We start from the raw sequence: 16590 nt of genomic DNA, 5'->3' as shown, positions 1-16590 counted from the left end.
GGGCTGCAAAAGCTGATAGTATCAGCGCATAGGAGACCTCTCAACTACTACGTATTGAGTTTTATTCTAGAAAGTAAACGAGTCTGGGATATTTTGTTCCAGACTCCGTTTTGTGATTATTTCTTAAATGTATAGTCCTTAATGACTTCAATTTTCTCGATTTTGATTTCTTTTTTGGGTTTGTCGTTTTCGCCTGTCTCAATCGTAGCGATTTTATCCACGACATCCATGCCAGAAACGACTTGCCCAAAGACAGTATAATTCCCGTCTAAACTTGGATTTCCGCCTTTTTTATAGGCTTCAATAATTTTTTCAGGATAAGTTGTGTTAGAGAGTTGATTAGAACTGTCCTTGGTGTTTTGGTTGATGAAAAATTGACTACCGTTGGAATTTGGATTGGAAGAACGAGCCATGGCTAATGCACCACGGATATTGTAGAGATAAGACGAAATCTCTGTTTTAAAGCCACTTCCAGAGTCGATCTTAGAGTTTTTGCCTTTCCAAATGGACTCACCACCAGTTCCGTCTCCTTTAGGATCTCCTGTTTGAATCATGAAATCCTTAATGACACGGTGGAAAGTTACGCCGTTATAATAACCTTCTTTAGCGTGCGTTAAGAAATTTTCAACTGCAAGTGGAGCATATTTTGGAAAGAGCTTCAAGGAGATAATACCTTCAGTTGTGGTTATTTTCACTTCCGCTTCATCGTCAGCGACCTTGTCAGACAACTGTGGGAAATGAGCATTTTTATCGGTCAAAGCAGCTTTTTGCTCTTCTTTTTGTTTTTCAGCTGCTTTTGAGCTGGATTCGGAAGCAAGACTTGAGTCTACATAGTCATTTCCTCTGATAGCTCTTTGTAAATTGGTACAACCTGTCAAAAATAAACCAGCAGCCAGTCCTAAAATAAGTAATTTTTTCATAGATTTCCTTTCTGAATGTTGAACTATTCACATTTTACTATAAGTAAAAGCCTTTTTCAAATCTTTTGAGAGGTTGTCTCTGCTAACTGAAAGGCACTATCGGGCTATCTTTTTGATGTAAAGATAGCTCAATCGTTTTGAGTATGAAAACATTTTCTTATGAAAAGTTTTGTAAATTCACTTACGAGAAAAAATTTTTTGTGCTAAAATAGCGTTTATCAACAAAGAAATGGAGTTTTTATGCCGAAGAATTTTAAGGAATTATTATTTTTTACAGCCCTTATGTGTAGCATGATGGTATTTGGAATGAGCATTTGGAACCTGTCCGTTGTAGGATATTTTTCATGGGCTCATCTAGCAATGGGATATGTTCCTGGATTGATTACCGCTTTTCTCTTAGACCTTCTTGTGGCAGGACCAGTTGTGAAGGGAGTTGCTTTTAAATTTTTAACAGAACGCCATAAACCTTGGCAGAAGATCCTCGTTGTTTCAGGCGTTATGGTTCTGATTATGGTTTCACTGATGTCTCTTTATGGTATGCTTTTTAACGGCGTGCCGCTTTCAGTAACCAATTACCTTGGAGCTTGGTTGACCAATTTTATTGTAGCTTTTCCCTTGAATTTTCTGATTGTTGGACCAATTTCTCGCTTTATTTTGGGTCAACTGCAACAGCAACTTTTTTAATCTTGCTGACGATGAACGTTTGACAATTGGTTCATGGAAATTCTTTATGATATTTATTTAATGGTAAAAAATTTATGTTATAATAGATTTATAAAGGAGGGACAGAGAATGGCTAAACGATTGACAAGAGATGTGCGAAATAAGAAAATTGCGGGTGTCTGTGCAGGTATAGCAAATTATTTTGACATTGATCCTACCATTGTACGACTGATCTGGGGAGTAGCATTTTTTGTATATGGAATCGGTCTAATCCCTTATTTGATTTTGTGGTTTGTCTTGCCAGAAGATGATGGGAATGATGATGTGATATGGAAGTAAGCAATGTTGTTTCAAAAGTGGAAGCATGGAGCTTCTGCTTTTTTCTTGCATTGGATTAGTGTTCAATTTGTGGTATAATAAAATTTATGGCAAGTAAGAAAAATAGTAAAAAAGGTCGGACAACGAGACGACCTACAAAAGCAGAAATGGAACGGCAAAAAGCCATTCGGAGGATGCTCGCAACTTTCGGTATCGCTTTTTTGCTTCTTTTTGCAGCATTAAAATGGGGTGCCGTTGGAATCACTCTATATAACCTTATTCGATTGTTAGTAGGAAGTTTAGCCTATATGGCTATTATAGCCAGTCTCATTTATCTTTTCTTTTTTAAGTGGGTCAATAAGCATGAAGGCTATAAATCAGGCTTTTTCAGTATTTTTATTGGCTTGCTACTCATATTTCAAGCTTATTTTGTAAATGTTTTAAATTTAAAAGGACAGGTTCTAAGTACAACCTTGTCACGGATTTTAACGGATTTGACAGCTGTTAAAGTCAGTGCTTTTGCTGGTGGCGGTTTATTAGGAGGGACACTCTATACTCCTATAGCCTTTTTATTTTCAAATATTGGCACCTACTTTATCGGGCTTCTTTTAATATTGCTAGGGGCGCTACTCATCAGTCCATATTCGATTTATGATATTTTTGAAAAATTAAGTGAAACCTATCATGCTTGGAGTGAGAAGCGAGAAGCAAAGCGTCAGCAACGTTTTATCGAAAAAGAAGAAAAAGCTGCGCAAGCAGCGATGAATGCTATTCAGGTAGAGCAAGACGAGCCACAAATTGATTCTGAAACGGGAGAAATTTTAGATGATGAGGTCTTAGCTCATACGCCGATTCAGTTTGAAGAAGCAGAGCCAGAAATTTATGATTATGATGAGAGTTTGTCTGAGAAACAACACAAAGAAGAGCAGCAAGATAATACAGATGAAGATGTTGAGGTTAATTTCACCCCCAAAGAAAGTTTAGATTACAAACTTCCAACAATCAATTTGTTTGCGCCAGACAAGCCTAAAAATCAATCCAAAGAAAAGAAAATTGTCCGCGAAAATATCAAGATTTTGGAAGAAACATTTGCTAGTTTTGGCATTCGTGCTAGCGTTGAACGTGCTGAAATCGGACCGTCTGTGACTAAGTACGAGGTCAAGCCAGCTGTCGGAGTGCGGGTCAATCGCATTTCCAATCTGGCTGACGATTTAGCTCTGGCTTTGGCTGCCAAAGATGTGCGAATTGAGGCACCTATTCCGGGCAAATCTTTAGTCGGAATTGAAGTTCCGAATTCCGAGATTGCGACGGTTACTTTCCGTGAGCTTTGGGAGCAGTCTAAGACAGACGACAAGAAATTACTTGAAATTCCTTTAGGAAAAGCTGTCAATGGCTCTGTTCGGACATTTGATTTGGCAAAGATGCCTCATTTGCTGGTGGCAGGCTCGACTGGTTCTGGAAAATCCGTTGCAGTCAACGGCATTATTGCTAGTATTCTCATGAAAGCACGACCAGATGAAGTCAAGTTCATGATGGTTGATCCAAAAATGGTTGAATTGTCTGTCTATAATGATATTCCTCACTTGCTGATCCCTGTTGTGACTAATCCGCGCAAGGCGAGCCGAGCTTTGCAAAAAGTGGTAGATGAAATGGAAAATCGCTATGAGCTATTTTCTAAGGTCGGTGCTCGCAATATTGCAGGTTACAATGCCAAAGTAGCCGAGTACAATGCCAGTCAACCAGAATATAAACAAATTCCTCTTCCCTTGATTGTGGTCATTGTGGATGAGTTGGCAGACCTTATGATGGTAGCCAGCAAAGAAGTGGAAGATGCCATTATTCGCTTGGGACAAAAAGCTCGAGCAGCTGGTATTCATATGATTTTGGCCACTCAGCGACCGTCTGTTGATGTTATCTCTGGGCTCATCAAGGCCAATGTTCCTTCGCGGATTGCTTTTGCTGTCTCTAGCGGAACTGATAGCCGAACGATTCTAGATGAAAATGGTGCCGAGAAACTCTTGGGACGTGGGGATATGCTCTTTAAGCCGATTGATGAAAATCATCCTGTCCGTCTGCAAGGATCATTTATTTCCGATGAAGATGTAGAGCGCATTGTCACTTTTGTTAAGAATCAAGCCGAAGCAGATTATGATGATAATTTTGACCCAGGCGAAGTATCTGAGAATGACATGGATTCAGGTAGTGAGAGTGAACAAGGAGATCCACTCTTTGAGGAAGCCAAGGCTTTAGTCATCGAGACGCAAAAAGCGAGTGCTTCAATGCTCCAACGTCGATTGTCTGTCGGGTTTAATCGTGCAACTCGGCTCATGGAAGAGCTAGAAGCTGCGGGTGTCATCGGTCCAGCAGAAGGCACCAAGCCAAGAAAAGTTTTATTGAATAACTAAAACTAAATAGGTGTGGTTTAAAAAATGTAACATCCTTTCCCAACAAATTTCTGTTGGGATTTTTTTGTAGCTGTTCTATTTTAAAGTTTTGTAGAAAAGGTATGAAAAATCTCATGTTTTCCAGTTTTATGACTTTTCTATGACCTAAGGATAACTTTTTTGATAGAATACTAATATGATTTGTGAATGGAGGCTATATGTCAGAACAGATATACACAGGGCTTAGCCAACAAGAGGTTGAAGAACGAATTCAAAAAGGCTTAGTCAATAAAGTAACAGTTAGCACGGAAAAAACAACTTGGCAAATCATTCAGTCGAATGTGTTTACTTATTTTAATTTTATATTTTTTGTCCTTGCTATGTTGCTAGTTATTGTACAATCATGGAATAATTTACTTTTTTTACCTATTGTTATTATCAATTCTTTGATTGGAATTGTTCAAGAGCTTAGAGCGCGCAAAATATTGAGCAACATGCAGTTACTTCATCACTATACAGCGATTGCAGTGCGAGACGGTAAAGAAATCCAACTAGAGACAAAAGATTTAGTACAAGATGATATCGTTCTTTTCTCGGCAGGGGACCAAATCTATGCAGATGCTAAGATTGTATCAGGTGAATTGAAAGTCAATGAATCACAGTTGACAGGAGAAGCGGATGAAATAGCAAAGCAAATAAGTGATACAGTTATGTCAGGCAGTTTTGTCGTATCTGGTAAAGCCTATGCTCGCTTGGAAAAAGTAGGTGATGAATCCTATATCAATCAACTGACGTTGAAAGCAAAAGAAGTCTCTGGAAAAGAAGAATCTGAAATGGTACGTTCGGTCAATAATCTGGTTAAAGTGATTGGATTTTTGATTATTCCTTTAGGGCTTCTTCTATTTTTCCAAAGTTATGTGACCAATCACGAAAGTTTTCAAGTTAGTATTGTCTCTACGGTAGGAGCTATTATTGGGATGATTCCAGAAGGGCTTTATCTTTTGATGACTCTAGCGCTGGCTTTGGGAGCAGCTAGTCTAGCAAGGCAGAAAGTTTTGTTAAATAGCATGAAGGGGATTGAGTCTCTTTCTCGTGTAGATGTTTTGTGTGTAGATAAGACAGGAACCATTACGGAAAATACGATGAAAGTTGTACAAGTACTCTCTGTTCAGCAAGACAAGAATGCCTCGCAGGAAGCTCTTAAACAATATCTGGCAGCAAGTCCAGATGAAAATGAAACGATTGCAGCGATTCGAGACTTTTTTGCTTCAGAAGTAGTAGAAAAGGATTGGACCGTGGTGAAAACCTTTCCGTTTAGTTCAAAGTCCAAGTTTGGTGCTATTTCTTTCAAAAAAAGCAATTTTATTTTAGGTGCTCCGGAGTTTGTATTAAAAGAAAAGCTGGAAGAATATCGCAGCTATTTTCAACAATATGCAGAAAGTGGCTCACGGGTTCTTGTTTTTGCTGAATCAAAAGATCAGCCATTTACAGGTGATTTGACTCAAACAGTAGAACCCCTACTCTTCATCTTATTAGAAAATCCAATTCGAGAAAATGCAGCCGAGACCTTTTCATATTTTGATGTTCAAGGTGTGGAAGTCAAAGTTATTTCAGGAGATAATCCTGTCACAGTTGCTGCAGTGGCTACCAAAGCAGAGATTCCTCATGCTGAAAATTATGTAGACACGCAAAACTTGGATACTGATGAAAAAATCACTCAAGCAGTTGAAAAATATACGGTCTTTGGTCGAGTGACCCCTCAACAGAAACAAAAATTAGTTCAAGCACTTCAAGCTAATCAACATAAAGTTGCAATGACAGGTGACGGTGTAAATGATATTTTAGCAATGAAGACTGCAGATTGCAGCATTGCTATGGAGTCAGGCAACGATGCTACCAAGCAGATTGCACAAGTTGTTTTGCTGGATTCTGACTTTTCGCATATGCCGCATATTGTGACAGAAGGACGTAGGGTTGTCAATAACATTCAGCGTTCCGCTAGTTTATTTCTTGTAAAAAATATCTTTTCCATTTCACTAGCTATTTTGTCCAGTTTGTTTGCTTTTACCTATCCTTTGCAAGCATCACAAGTTTCCTTGATTAGTGCATTCACTATTGGTATACCCGGATTTATGTTAGCTTTGGAGCCCAACAAGCAGCGCATTCGAGGGCGTTTCATCAGAACGGTTTTACAGAATGCGATACCAGCAGCTTTTGTTGATTTATTGGCCGTTTTGATTGTCATGGCTTGTGGTCGGATTTTTCGATTATCCACGCAAGAAGTTGCGACATCATCTGTTATCTTATTAGCAGTGGTTGGTTTCATTATCATCATCAAGCTTATTCAGCCGCTCAATCGAATGAAAACCATTGTCGTACTCTTTAACATCATCGGCTTGGTGATTTCGGGCTTGTTATTTTACTCTATCTTTTTGTTATCCAAAATCTCACCGATTACCATTATCCTCACAGTCATTCTCTCCTTAATGTTAGAATCACTCATGAGACTGTTTCAATTCATAACAAATAAGTTATTTGCTCTATTTGATAAGTTCTCAACAAAATATTAAATATAAAAATATCGGAAGCAGATGAGTCTGTCCGATATTTTTTATTATTTTGTTAAAAATAAGCCAATCACCATGGCGAGGTAGAGAAAGAAGGTCAAAATAAAACCAGCTCGCCAGAAAAATTTAAAGAACTTAGGATAGTAAAAACTGCGTTTAACTCGAAGAAAGTAGATAGTAATGGCAATTGCTAAGGCAGAAAGGGCTAATGCTAATTCTGGTAAGAGACTGTGGTAGAAAGCTCTATCAGAGATGACATAGAATTCCAACACAAAAAGTGGAAAAGCCAAATCTGCAAAATTCAAGCCAAATCGTTTCAAGCGAAATAATTTAGTAATAATAATGGTCAAAATAATAGTTAAAAAGATAAATAAAATAGATGCGATTTTTAATAATGTCATACACATATTTTACCACAAAAATCGAGAAAGATAGAGAATTTTTTTAGTATTTTTTCTTGCAATTTAGTCGTTTTAGTGTATAATAGAAAGGTATGCAAGAAGCATACTTGTGGGAGGTAAAAATCTTACATTACCGCCAAAACCACAAAGGAGGATTTAAAAATGGCTAAAAAAGTCGAAAAACTTGTAAAATTGCAAATCCCTGCTGGTAAAGCTACTCCAGCTCCACCAGTTGGTCCTGCGCTTGGTCAAGCCGGTATCAACATCATGGGATTCACGAAAGAGTTCAACGCTCGTACAGCTGATCAAGCTGGTATGATTATCCCAGTTGTTATCTCAGTATATGAAGACAAATCATTTACTTTCGTAACAAAGACACCACCAGCTGCTGTTCTTTTGAAAAAAGCTGCAGGTGTTGAAAAAGGATCAGGTACACCAAACAAAACAAAAGTTGCAACAGTTACTCGTGCACAAGTACAAGAAATTGCTGAAACTAAGATGCCAGATTTGAACGCTGCAAACCTTGAGTCTGCAATGCGTATGATCGAAGGTACTGCTCGTTCTATGGGATTCACTGTTGTTGACTAATCAATAACACCCAAACCCGCAAGACTTCATCATTTCGAGAAGGACGTGGGAGATGAAAATCGATTGAACCACTTACAAGGAGAATAGAAAATGGCTAAAAAAAGCAAACAACTTCGTGCTGCTCTTGAAAAAATCGACAGCACAAAAGCATACAGTGTAGAAGAAGCTGTAGCACTTGCAAAAGAAACAAACTTTGCAAAATTTGACGCAACTGTAGAAGTTGCTTATAACTTGAACATTGATGTGAAAAAAGCGGATCAACAAATCCGTGGTGCAATGGTTCTTCCAAACGGAACTGGTAAAACTCAACGTGTGCTTGTTTTTGCACGTGGTGCAAAAGCAGAAGAAGCAAAAGCTGCTGGTGCAGACTTCGTTGGTGAAGATGACCTCGTTGCAAAAATCAACGGTGGCTGGCTTGACTTTGATGTCGTAATTGCTACACCTGATATGATGGCACTTGTCGGACGTCTTGGACGTATCCTTGGACCACGTAACTTGATGCCAAACCCTAAAACTGGTACTGTAACAATGGATGTTGCAAAAGCAGTTGAAGAGTCTAAAGGTGGTAAAATTACTTACCGTGCAGACCGTGCAGGTAACGTACAAGCTATCATTGGTAAAGTTTCATTTGACGCTGATAAGTTGGTTGAAAACTTCAAAGCATTCCACGATGTGATTGCAAAAGCTAAACCAGCTACAGTAAAAGGAACTTACATAACAAATCTTACTATCACCACTACTCAAGGTGTAGGTATTAAGGTTGATGTCAACTCACTTTAATTTAGAATCTAAAACTCTATCTTCGGATGGAGTTTTTCTTTTGCTAAAATCAAAAGCGTTGGATTGATGAATTCATCGCTTTTTTATGCTTTGGATTTTTTGGCGAATACATATGTGAAATAGTAAACAAAAACCGGTAATGTTATATTTTCTTACATATTTTTATAAAAACTATTGCATGAATTTTTGTAAAATTGTATAATATAAAATAATTATTCCTAGTGGGAGGTTTCTCATGCTAACATATAAATCTATATTATATCAAGATAAGCGAGAATATAGCTATATTGATCTCGAAAAAGCTGCATTAGATATGGGTGGAGACTTAGACAATCTTCCTTATTCTATTCGCATATTATTAGAAAGTCTTTTGCGAAAAGAAGATGGCGATGTTGTAAGAAAACATCACATAGAGAATCTAATACACTATCAAGCTGTTAAACCGAGAGGTGAAGTGCCCTTTAAACCAAGTCGTGTTATTTTACAGGATTTTACGGGAGTACCAGTTGTTGTTGACTTGGCAAGTATGCGCGATGCAGTTGTAACAAATGGGGGAGATCCAGAACTTATCAATCCTGAAATTCCTGTGGATTTAGTCATTGACCATAGTGTGCAAGTTGATTGTTATGGCTGTGAGACTGCTTTGGAAGAAAATATAACAAAAGAATTTTCACGTAATAATGAGCGGTATGAATTTTTGAAATGGGCTGAGCAATCTTTTGATAATTATCGTGCAGTTCCACCTGCAACTGGGATTATTCACCAAGTTAATATTGAATTCCTTAGTGATGTTGTTATTGAAAAAGACGGCATGCTTTATCCAGATTCAATGTTTGGAACAGACAGTCATACAACAATGATCAATGGAATAGGGGTTCTTGGCTGGGGAGTTGGAGGAATTGAAGCAGAAGCTGCTATGTTGGGAGAAGCTTCTTATTTTCCAGTTCCAGAAGTGATTGGTGTACGCTTAGTTGGGAAATTGCCTAAGATTGCAACGGCAACAGACTTAGCTTTAAAAGTAACGCAACGATTACGACAAGAAAATGTAGTTGGAAAATTTGTAGAATACTTTGGGGAAGGACTAGCAACACTTAGTTTGGCAGACCGCGCAACAGTTGCAAATATGGCGCCAGAATATGGAGCAACCTGTGGTTACTTTCCTATTGATGAAGAGACACTTCGTTATATGCGATTAACAAATCGGAAAGAAGAACATATTGCGTTAACGAAGCTCTATGCTCAAAAGAATCATTTATTTTATGATGAAAAAGTGGATCCAATTTATTCAAAAATTGTTGAGATTGATTTGTCCACCATTGTTCCAAGTATTTCTGGTCCCAAACGGCCACAGGATTTAATTGAATTGACAAATGCTAAGCAAGAATTTCAAGCGAGTCTTATCCGAGAAGCTGGTGTTCGAGGTTTTGGTTTGCCAAGAGAGGAATTGAGGAAGACAGCGACGGTATTGTTTGATGATTATGAAGAAGAGATTAAAACGGGTCATGTCGCTATTGCAGCAATTACTAGTTGTACTAATACCTCCAACCCATATGTCTTAATGGCGGCAGGCTTAGTAGCTAAACGTGCTGTGGAAAAAGGATTGCGTGTTTCAAAAACAGTCAAAACGTCACTTGCACCAGGCAGTAAGGTTGTTACGGCCTATTTGAAGGAGAGTGGTCTCCAAGTCTATCTGGACAAATTAGGTTTTAATGTTGTTGGATATGGCTGCACCACTTGCATTGGCAATTCTGGAAATTTGTTACCAGAAGTGGCAAAAGCAATTACGGATACAGATTTACTTGCTAGCGCTGTCCTATCAGGTAATCGGAATTTTGAAGGACGAATCAATCCTTTGGTTAAAGCAAATTTTTTAGCTAGTCCGCCACTGGTGGTCGCTTATGCTTTAGCTGGGAATACAAATATTGATTTAACAAGTGAACCGCTTGGATATGATAGGAATGGGCTACCTGTTTACTTCATGGATCTTATGCCAAATCATGATTTGGTAGCAGACTATGTACAAAAATACGTTACCAGTAGTTTGTTTAAAAAAGAGTATGAGCATGTTTTTACTGATAGTGAAAAATGGAATCAAATTTCAACAACAAAGTCGAAAATCTATCACTGGAATCAAGCCTCTACTTATATACAAAATCCTCCTTACTTTGATGGCTTGGAAGATGATACAAGCATTCAACCATTGAAAAATCTAGCTGTTTTAGCAAAGTTTGGAGATACAATTACGACAGACCATATTTCTCCAGCAGGAAATATTGCTAGAAATAGTCCAGCAGCATCATATCTAGAGGAACATGGTGTAAGCTATCAAGACTTTAATTCTTATGGTAGTCGTCGCGGGAATCATGAAGTGATGATGAGAGGCACCTTTGCCAATATTCGGATAAAAAATGAACTAGCAGCTGGAAAACTTGGTGGTTATACAAAGTATAAGGGTGAACTGATGCCGATTTATGAAGCTGCTATGTGTTATAAGAAAGAAAAAGTGGATACGATTATTTTGGCAGGTCGAGATTATGGTATGGGTTCTAGTCGTGATTGGGCAGCTAAAGGAGCAAATCTTTTGGGTGTTAAAGTGGTTTTAGCTGAAAGTTTTGAAAGAATTCACCGCTCCAATTTAGTCATGATGGGCATTCTGCCTCTTCAATATTTGGACGGCGAAAATGCTCAAAATCTTGGATTAACTGGAAAAGAAACGTTTGATATTCAATTGCCGAAAGAGCCACAGGTAGGACAAGTCATAACGGTTATTGCAAAAGAAGGCGATCGAATTGCACGATTTAAAGCACGTCTTCGTTTTGATGCAGACGCGGATATTCGTTATTATGAAAATGGGGGAATTTTACCAATGGTGGTTAGAAAGAAATTGCAAGAGGTAAAACAATGACACAAAGCAATGGTTTAAAAGATACGATTGCCTGTGAGACTCGTATCAGTCAGATTATAGATGATACTCTTTCTTATGCAGGCTATAATATTTCCGAATTGATGGAGAATAATGCAAGTTTTGAAGAAGTTATTTACCTACTTTGGAATTTGCATTTGCCAACTCAGATTGAATTGAAACATTTTGTGAACGATTTGCGTGCCAACTATGTCATTAGTGATGCGGTGGAACAATGTATTCTCATCCAGTCGCGCAAGCATCTGCATCCAATGAGTGTATTACGTTCTACAGTTAGTCTTTTAGGAGTCTATAATATCCATGCTGAAGAGACGTCTCTAGAAGCAACTTATGAACAAAGTATTCAATTGATGGCTAAGATTCCAACGATTATTGCAACATTTACAAGGTTGAGATCGGGGCAAACTCCGATTGAACCGAGAAAAGATTTAGGATTTGCAGCGAACTTTTTATATATGTTAAATGGGCAGGAACCATCAGAATTAGAAATTCGAGCTTTCAATCGTGCTTTGGTTCTTCATGCAGATCACGAGCTAAATGCTTCCACTTTTGCAGCGCGGGTCTGTGCTTCCACTTTAACCGATATTTATTCTTGTGTGACGGCGGCAATCGGCGCTTTAAAAGGGTCACTTCATGGAGGAGCCAATGAATGCGTCTTTGACATGTTAAAGGAAATTAAAGCAGAGGGTGATACGAATGCATATTTGGATCGAAAATTAGCTTCACATGAAAAAATCATGGGCTTTGGTCATCGTGTTTATAAAACACAGGATCCTCGTGAAAAATATTTGCGAGAAATGGCAGAGGAATTGACAAAAGGAACAGAAAAAGAAATTTGGTACCAGATTTCAGAAGACATCGAACGTTATATGAAGCACACCAAGCATTTGATACCGAATGTAGATTTTTACTCAGCAACGGTTTACCATGTTTTAGGTATTGACAGTAGTATCTATACATTGATTTTTGCAATGAGTCGGGTGTCTGGCTGGATTGCTCACATTCAAGAGCAACGCAAAAATAATAAGTTGATTAGACCTCGCTCTCATTATGTTGGCGCTCAAAATTTACATTATATTCCTATTGGGAGGAGATGAAATGGCAGAAAGAATCCGTCTTGTGAATAAAAAGTTGCTCGTTCCTAATAATCCCATTATCCCTTATATCGAAGGTGATGGAATTGGGCATGACATTTGGAAAAATGCACAGCTTGTCTTGGATAAAGCGGTGGAGATAGCTTATGGAAGCAGTAGAAAGATTTTTTGGAAAGAGATATTGGCGGGAGAAAAAGCCTTTCGTTTGACAGGAGAATGGTTTCCAGAAGAGACTTTAACGACAATTCAGCATCATTTAGTTGCGATTAAAGGTCCTCTTACAACTCCTGTTGGTGGTGGCATTCGTTCTTTAAATGTTGCCTTGCGTCAAGAACTAGATCTCTACGCTTGTGTACGTCCCGTACGGTATTTTGCGGGCGTTCCTAGCCCACTACGACATCCTGAAAAGACGGATATGACCATTTTCCGTGAAAATACCGAAGATATTTATGCAGGAATTGAATGGGAAGGTGAGTCTGATGAGGCTCAAAAAGTGATACAATTTTTACAAAAGGAAATGGGAATTGATAAAATTCGTTTTCCGAAGACGAGTGCTATTGGCATTAAACCAATTTCACGCCAAGGAAGTGAACGGTTGATTCGTGCAGCGATTCATTATGCTCTATCTGCCAATGTAAAAAACGTAACTCTGGTTCATAAAGGGAATATCCAAAAATTTACAGAAGGTGGTTTCAGAAAATGGGGCTATGAGCTTACCGAGAAGGAGTTTGCAAAGGAATTAGCAGCTGGGCAATTGATTGTGACAGATGTGATTGCAGATAATTTTTTACAACAAATTCTGTTAAATCCTGAAAAATTTCAAGTAGTAGCTTTGACAAATTTGAATGGAGATTATGTTAGTGATGCGCTGGCTGCTCAAGTCGGCGGCATTGGTATTGCTCCTGGAGCTAATATCAATTATGAAACAGGTCATGCTATTTTTGAAGCAACGCATGGAACGGCTCCTGATATCGCAGATCAAAATAAAGCAAATCCTTGTTCACTTTTATTGTCTGCCTGCATGATGTTTGATTACATTGGATGGTCCGAAGCTGCGCAAGTTATTATAAAAGCGATTGAAAAAGCGTTAGCACTTCAAAAGATGACAGATGATTTTGCTAGTCAGATAGAAGGTGTTCCTGCGCTTTCAACGAGTGATTTCACTCAGGTTTTATTAGATTTTTTAGCTTAGGTTCTGATTTTCACACATGAAACAAACGGCAAAGAAGCTGAGACAAAAGTTTCTGATTTCAATATTCGTTGCATAATGAATGAACGACACCATAGCTGGTTGCTCAAATAGCATAGCAAACTATCTTCTCCCTTTTATCGAAATTTTTATTTTTTAAAGAATTTGACTATATAAAAATCTCAAAATATGGTAAAATAGTACAGATAAAATAAGGAGAATAAAAATGGTAGCCCCGAAATATAAACGTATTTTAATCAAATTATCAGGTGAAGCTCTTGCTGGTGAGAAAGGGATTGGAATTAACATTTCAACCGTTCAAAAAATGGCAGAGGAAATCAAGGAAGTACATGATTTGGGTATTGAAATTGCCCTTGTTATCGGCGGTGGGAATCTCTGGCGTGGAGAGCCTGCGGCAGAAGCAGGAATGGATCGTGTGCAGGCTGATTACACAGGAATGTTAGGAACAGTCATGAATGCCTTGGTCATGGCGGATTCACTTCAACAAGTGGGTGTGGATACGCGAGTACAAACAGCGATTGCGATGCAGCAAGTAGCAGAACCTTATATTCGCGGACGCGCTCTGCGACACTTGGAAAAAGGACGTATCGTTATTTTCGGTGCTGGAGTTGGTTCTCCCTACTTCTCAACAGATACAACAGCTGCTCTTCGTGCGGCTGAGATTGAAGCTGATGCGATTCTGATGGCAAAAAATGGTGTAGACGGCGTTTATAACGCTGATCCGAAGAAAGATAAGACTGCGGTGAAATTTGATGAATTAACCCACCGTGACGTGATTAACAAAGGTCTTCGTATCATGGATTCAACGGCTTCAACTCTTTCAATGGATAATGACATTGACCTTGTTGTCTTTAATATGAACGAACCTGGTAATATCAAACGCGTTGTCTTTGGTGAGCAAATCGGAACAACCGTTTCAAATAATGTAGAAAAAGAAGAGGAATGATTTATGGCAAATGCAATTGTAGAAAAAGCGAAAGAAAGAATGACACAGTCACACCAAAGTTTGGCGCGTGAATTTGGCAGCATTCGTGCTGGTCGTGCGAACGCCAGCCTTTTGGATAGGATTTCAGTTGAGTACTACGGAGTGGAAACTCCGCTCAATCAAATCGCGTCTATCACGATTCCTGAAGCGCGTGTTCTTTTGGTGACGCCATTTGACAAATCTTCTATCAAAGATATTGAGCGCGCACTCAACGCTTCTGATCTTGGCATCACCCCTGCAAGCGATGGTACGGTTATTCGTTTGGTCATTCCTGCTTTGACAGAAGAAACTCGCCGTGACCTTGCTAAGGAAGTGAAGAAGGTCGGCGAAAATGCTAAAATTGCTATTCGTAATATCCGCCGTGACGCTATGGATGAAGCTAAAAAGCAAGAAAAAGCAAAAGAAATTACTGAAGATGAATTGAAAACACTTGAAAAAGATATTCAAAAAGTTACAGATGAGGCTGTTAAGCATATTGATGATATGACTGCCAGCAAGGAAAAAGAATTGATTGAAGTGTAAGCTTTTCTCTGTATGTAGTAAAAAATAGAAAGCAAGGAGGGGGGACGAAATCAGTCGTTTCCTAGAAACTTGATTTCGTCCCACTTCCGCAAAGTTGAGTAGGGCTGTAAAAGTTGATTGATTAACGAGTTAGAGCCCACTCAGCAGTGATTGATTAGGCACTAAAGTGCCAAATAATTGTGCATGGGAAACTCTAATTGACTAAAGTCAACATAGTTTCTCCAAATCACTGCGTCTTAGAATGATAACTATATAAACAAAGGAAGCTGAACACTTTTGTTCCAGCTTCTTCTTTTGAAGTAGGAAGAAAGTTTCATATCCGCTTCGAACGATAGAAAGATAAAAAATGAATACAAATCTTGCAACATTTATAACAGGTCTTGTAACCGATGAAAACGATCGCTTTTACTTTGTTCAAAAGGATGGTCAGACTTATGCTTTAGCTAAAGAAGAAGGTAAGTATCAGCTAGGAGAAACGGTCAAAGGTTTTGCTTATAGTGATATGAAACAGAGACTTCGCCTGACGACTCTCGAAGTCACAGCAACTCAGACGACTTTTGGCTGGGGAGCAGTGACGGATGTTCGTAAGGACTTAGGTGTTTTTGTTGATACAGGACTTCCAGATAAGCAAATTGTAGTGTCTCTCGACATTTTGCCAGAAATAAAAGAACTTTGGCCTAAAAAAGGCGACCGCCTCTATATTCGTTTGGATGTAGACAAAAAAGACCGCATTTGGGGGCTTTTGGCCTACCAAGAAGATTTCCAGGAATTAGCTCGTCCAGCCTATAATAACATGCAAAATCAAAATTGGCCGGCTATTGTTTATCGTTTGAAGTTATCTGGAACCTTTGTCTATCTGCCTGAAAATAACATGCTGGGCTTTATCCATCCCAGCGAGCGCTATGCTGAGCCGCGTCTGGGCCAGGTATTGGATGTGCGTGTCATTGGTTTTCGTGAGGTGGATAGGACTTTGAACCTTTCGCTCAAACCACGCTCTTTTGAAATGCTGGAAAATGATGCTCAGATGATCCTGACTTATCTGGAGACTAACGGTGGCTTCATGACCTTGAATGATAAGTCAGCTCCAGAGGATATTAAGGCGACTTTCGGCATTTCCAAGGGACAGTTTAAAAAAGCCCTGGGTGGCCTCATGAAAGCTGGTAAGATTAAACAGAACGCGACTGGGACGGAGTTGATTTGAGATACCAATTTGCTTTGCTTTCGAGATTTTTGGT

The 16590-nt window shown here is 38.8% G+C and carries 14 protein-coding genes; 12 read left to right on the top strand and 2 right to left on the bottom strand.

What is annotated here, in order from left to right; genetic code table 11:
- Positions 1–116: 116 nt before the first annotated feature.
- Positions 117–920 carry a peptidylprolyl isomerase gene (locus HMPREF2634_RS08025; protein ID WP_021001436.1) on the bottom strand — a complete coding sequence of 268 codons (804 nt, stop codon included), beginning with the start codon at positions 918–920 and terminating at the stop codon, positions 117–119.
- 240 nt (positions 921–1160) lie between these two features.
- Between HMPREF2634_RS08025 and HMPREF2634_RS08020 the strand changes: the two genes are divergently transcribed.
- From HMPREF2634_RS08020 to HMPREF2634_RS08005, 4 genes are all read left to right on the top strand, one after another.
- Complete coding sequence (locus HMPREF2634_RS08020; RefSeq protein ID WP_021001437.1) at positions 1161–1604, top strand: DUF2798 domain-containing protein; 444 nt, start codon at positions 1161–1163, stop codon at positions 1602–1604.
- A gap of 108 nt (positions 1605–1712) precedes the next feature.
- The gene (locus tag HMPREF2634_RS08015; RefSeq protein WP_022525195.1) at positions 1713–1922 is read left to right on the top strand and encodes a PspC domain-containing protein; all 210 of its coding nucleotides are present in this window, start codon (positions 1713–1715) and stop codon (positions 1920–1922) included.
- An 86-nt stretch (positions 1923–2008) separates the two neighbouring features.
- A complete protein-coding gene (locus HMPREF2634_RS08010; RefSeq protein ID WP_021001439.1) occupies positions 2009–4306 on the top strand; it encodes a DNA translocase FtsK in 2298 nt (765 codons plus the stop codon).
- A gap of 197 nt (positions 4307–4503) precedes the next feature.
- Positions 4504–6855, top strand: coding sequence for an HAD-IC family P-type ATPase (locus HMPREF2634_RS08005; RefSeq protein WP_021001440.1), 2352 nt, complete (start codon positions 4504–4506; stop codon positions 6853–6855).
- 44 nt (positions 6856–6899) lie between these two features.
- Here HMPREF2634_RS08005 and HMPREF2634_RS08000 read toward each other — a convergent pair whose 3' ends face one another.
- Positions 6900–7253 carry a DUF3397 family protein gene (locus tag HMPREF2634_RS08000; RefSeq protein ID WP_003025469.1) on the bottom strand — a complete coding sequence of 118 codons (354 nt, stop codon included), beginning with the start codon at positions 7251–7253 and terminating at the stop codon, positions 6900–6902.
- 162 nt (positions 7254–7415) lie between these two features.
- Here HMPREF2634_RS08000 and rplK point away from each other — a divergent pair, with 162 nt between their 5' ends.
- The 8 genes from rplK to cvfB all read left to right on the top strand — a co-directional run bounded on the left by rplK (position 7416) and on the right by cvfB (position 16556).
- A complete protein-coding gene (gene rplK, locus HMPREF2634_RS07995) occupies positions 7416–7841 on the top strand; it encodes a 50S ribosomal protein L11 (protein ID WP_003025466.1) in 426 nt (141 codons plus the stop codon).
- Positions 7842–7931: 90 nt separating this feature from the next.
- The gene (gene rplA / locus HMPREF2634_RS07990) at positions 7932–8621 is read left to right on the top strand and encodes a 50S ribosomal protein L1 (RefSeq protein ID WP_003025463.1); all 690 of its coding nucleotides are present in this window, start codon (positions 7932–7934) and stop codon (positions 8619–8621) included.
- 235 nt (positions 8622–8856) lie between these two features.
- Entirely contained in the window at positions 8857–11526 is a 2670-nt protein-coding gene (acnA, locus tag HMPREF2634_RS07985) for an aconitate hydratase AcnA (protein WP_021001442.1), read from the top strand.
- The gene (locus HMPREF2634_RS07980) at positions 11523–12641 is read left to right on the top strand and encodes a citrate synthase (RefSeq protein ID WP_021001443.1); all 1119 of its coding nucleotides are present in this window, start codon (positions 11523–11525) and stop codon (positions 12639–12641) included. Before acnA ends, HMPREF2634_RS07980 begins: the two co-directional genes overlap by 4 nt.
- Complete coding sequence (gene icd / locus HMPREF2634_RS07975; RefSeq protein WP_171004456.1) at positions 12628–13830, top strand: NADP-dependent isocitrate dehydrogenase; 1203 nt, start codon at positions 12628–12630, stop codon at positions 13828–13830. Before HMPREF2634_RS07980 ends, icd begins: the two co-directional genes overlap by 14 nt.
- A gap of 223 nt (positions 13831–14053) precedes the next feature.
- Positions 14054–14794, top strand: coding sequence for a UMP kinase (gene pyrH, locus HMPREF2634_RS07970; RefSeq protein ID WP_003025453.1), 741 nt, complete (start codon positions 14054–14056; stop codon positions 14792–14794).
- Between the two features lie 3 nt (positions 14795–14797).
- Positions 14798–15355: a ribosome recycling factor gene (gene frr, locus HMPREF2634_RS07965; protein ID WP_003034284.1), complete on the top strand. Its 558-nt coding sequence runs from the start codon at positions 14798–14800 to the stop codon at positions 15353–15355.
- Between the two features lie 346 nt (positions 15356–15701).
- Positions 15702–16556 (top strand): RNA-binding virulence regulatory protein CvfB, encoded by an 855-nt coding sequence (gene cvfB, locus HMPREF2634_RS07960; protein WP_003025448.1) that lies wholly within the window; start codon positions 15702–15704, stop codon positions 16554–16556.
- Positions 16557–16590 lie beyond the last annotated feature (34 nt).

Source organism: Streptococcus sp. HMSC034B03 (assembly GCF_001838575.1).
GTDB lineage: Bacteria > Bacillota > Bacilli > Lactobacillales > Streptococcaceae > Streptococcus > Streptococcus anginosus.
The sequence above is the reverse complement of the archived record's forward strand: the minus strand, read 5'-3'. Positions and strand labels throughout refer to the sequence as shown.

What these genes read in the sequence shown, in the direction of transcription:
- frr (WP_003034284.1), top strand. Translation starts at nt 14,798, where the DNA reads ATGGCAAATGCAATTGTAGAAAAAGCGAAAGAAAGAATGACACAGTCA.
- HMPREF2634_RS08005 (WP_021001440.1), top strand. Translation starts at nt 4,504, where the DNA reads ATGTCAGAACAGATATACACAGGGCTTAGCCAACAAGAGGTTGAAGAA.
- cvfB (WP_003025448.1), top strand. Translation starts at nt 15,702, where the DNA reads ATGAATACAAATCTTGCAACATTTATAACAGGTCTTGTAACCGATGAA.
- HMPREF2634_RS08000 (WP_003025469.1), bottom strand. Translation starts at nt 7,253, where the DNA reads ATGACATTATTAAAAATCGCATCTATTTTATTTATCTTTTTAACTATT.
- HMPREF2634_RS08015 (WP_022525195.1), top strand. Translation starts at nt 1,713, where the DNA reads ATGGCTAAACGATTGACAAGAGATGTGCGAAATAAGAAAATTGCGGGT.
- HMPREF2634_RS07980 (WP_021001443.1), top strand. Translation starts at nt 11,523, where the DNA reads ATGACACAAAGCAATGGTTTAAAAGATACGATTGCCTGTGAGACTCGT.
- rplK (WP_003025466.1), top strand. Translation starts at nt 7,416, where the DNA reads ATGGCTAAAAAAGTCGAAAAACTTGTAAAATTGCAAATCCCTGCTGGT.
- HMPREF2634_RS08020 (WP_021001437.1), top strand. Translation starts at nt 1,161, where the DNA reads ATGCCGAAGAATTTTAAGGAATTATTATTTTTTACAGCCCTTATGTGT.
- rplA (WP_003025463.1), top strand. Translation starts at nt 7,932, where the DNA reads ATGGCTAAAAAAAGCAAACAACTTCGTGCTGCTCTTGAAAAAATCGAC.
- pyrH (WP_003025453.1), top strand. Translation starts at nt 14,054, where the DNA reads ATGGTAGCCCCGAAATATAAACGTATTTTAATCAAATTATCAGGTGAA.
- HMPREF2634_RS08010 (WP_021001439.1), top strand. Translation starts at nt 2,009, where the DNA reads ATGGCAAGTAAGAAAAATAGTAAAAAAGGTCGGACAACGAGACGACCT.
- acnA (WP_021001442.1), top strand. Translation starts at nt 8,857, where the DNA reads ATGCTAACATATAAATCTATATTATATCAAGATAAGCGAGAATATAGC.
- HMPREF2634_RS08025 (WP_021001436.1), bottom strand. Translation starts at nt 920, where the DNA reads ATGAAAAAATTACTTATTTTAGGACTGGCTGCTGGTTTATTTTTGACA.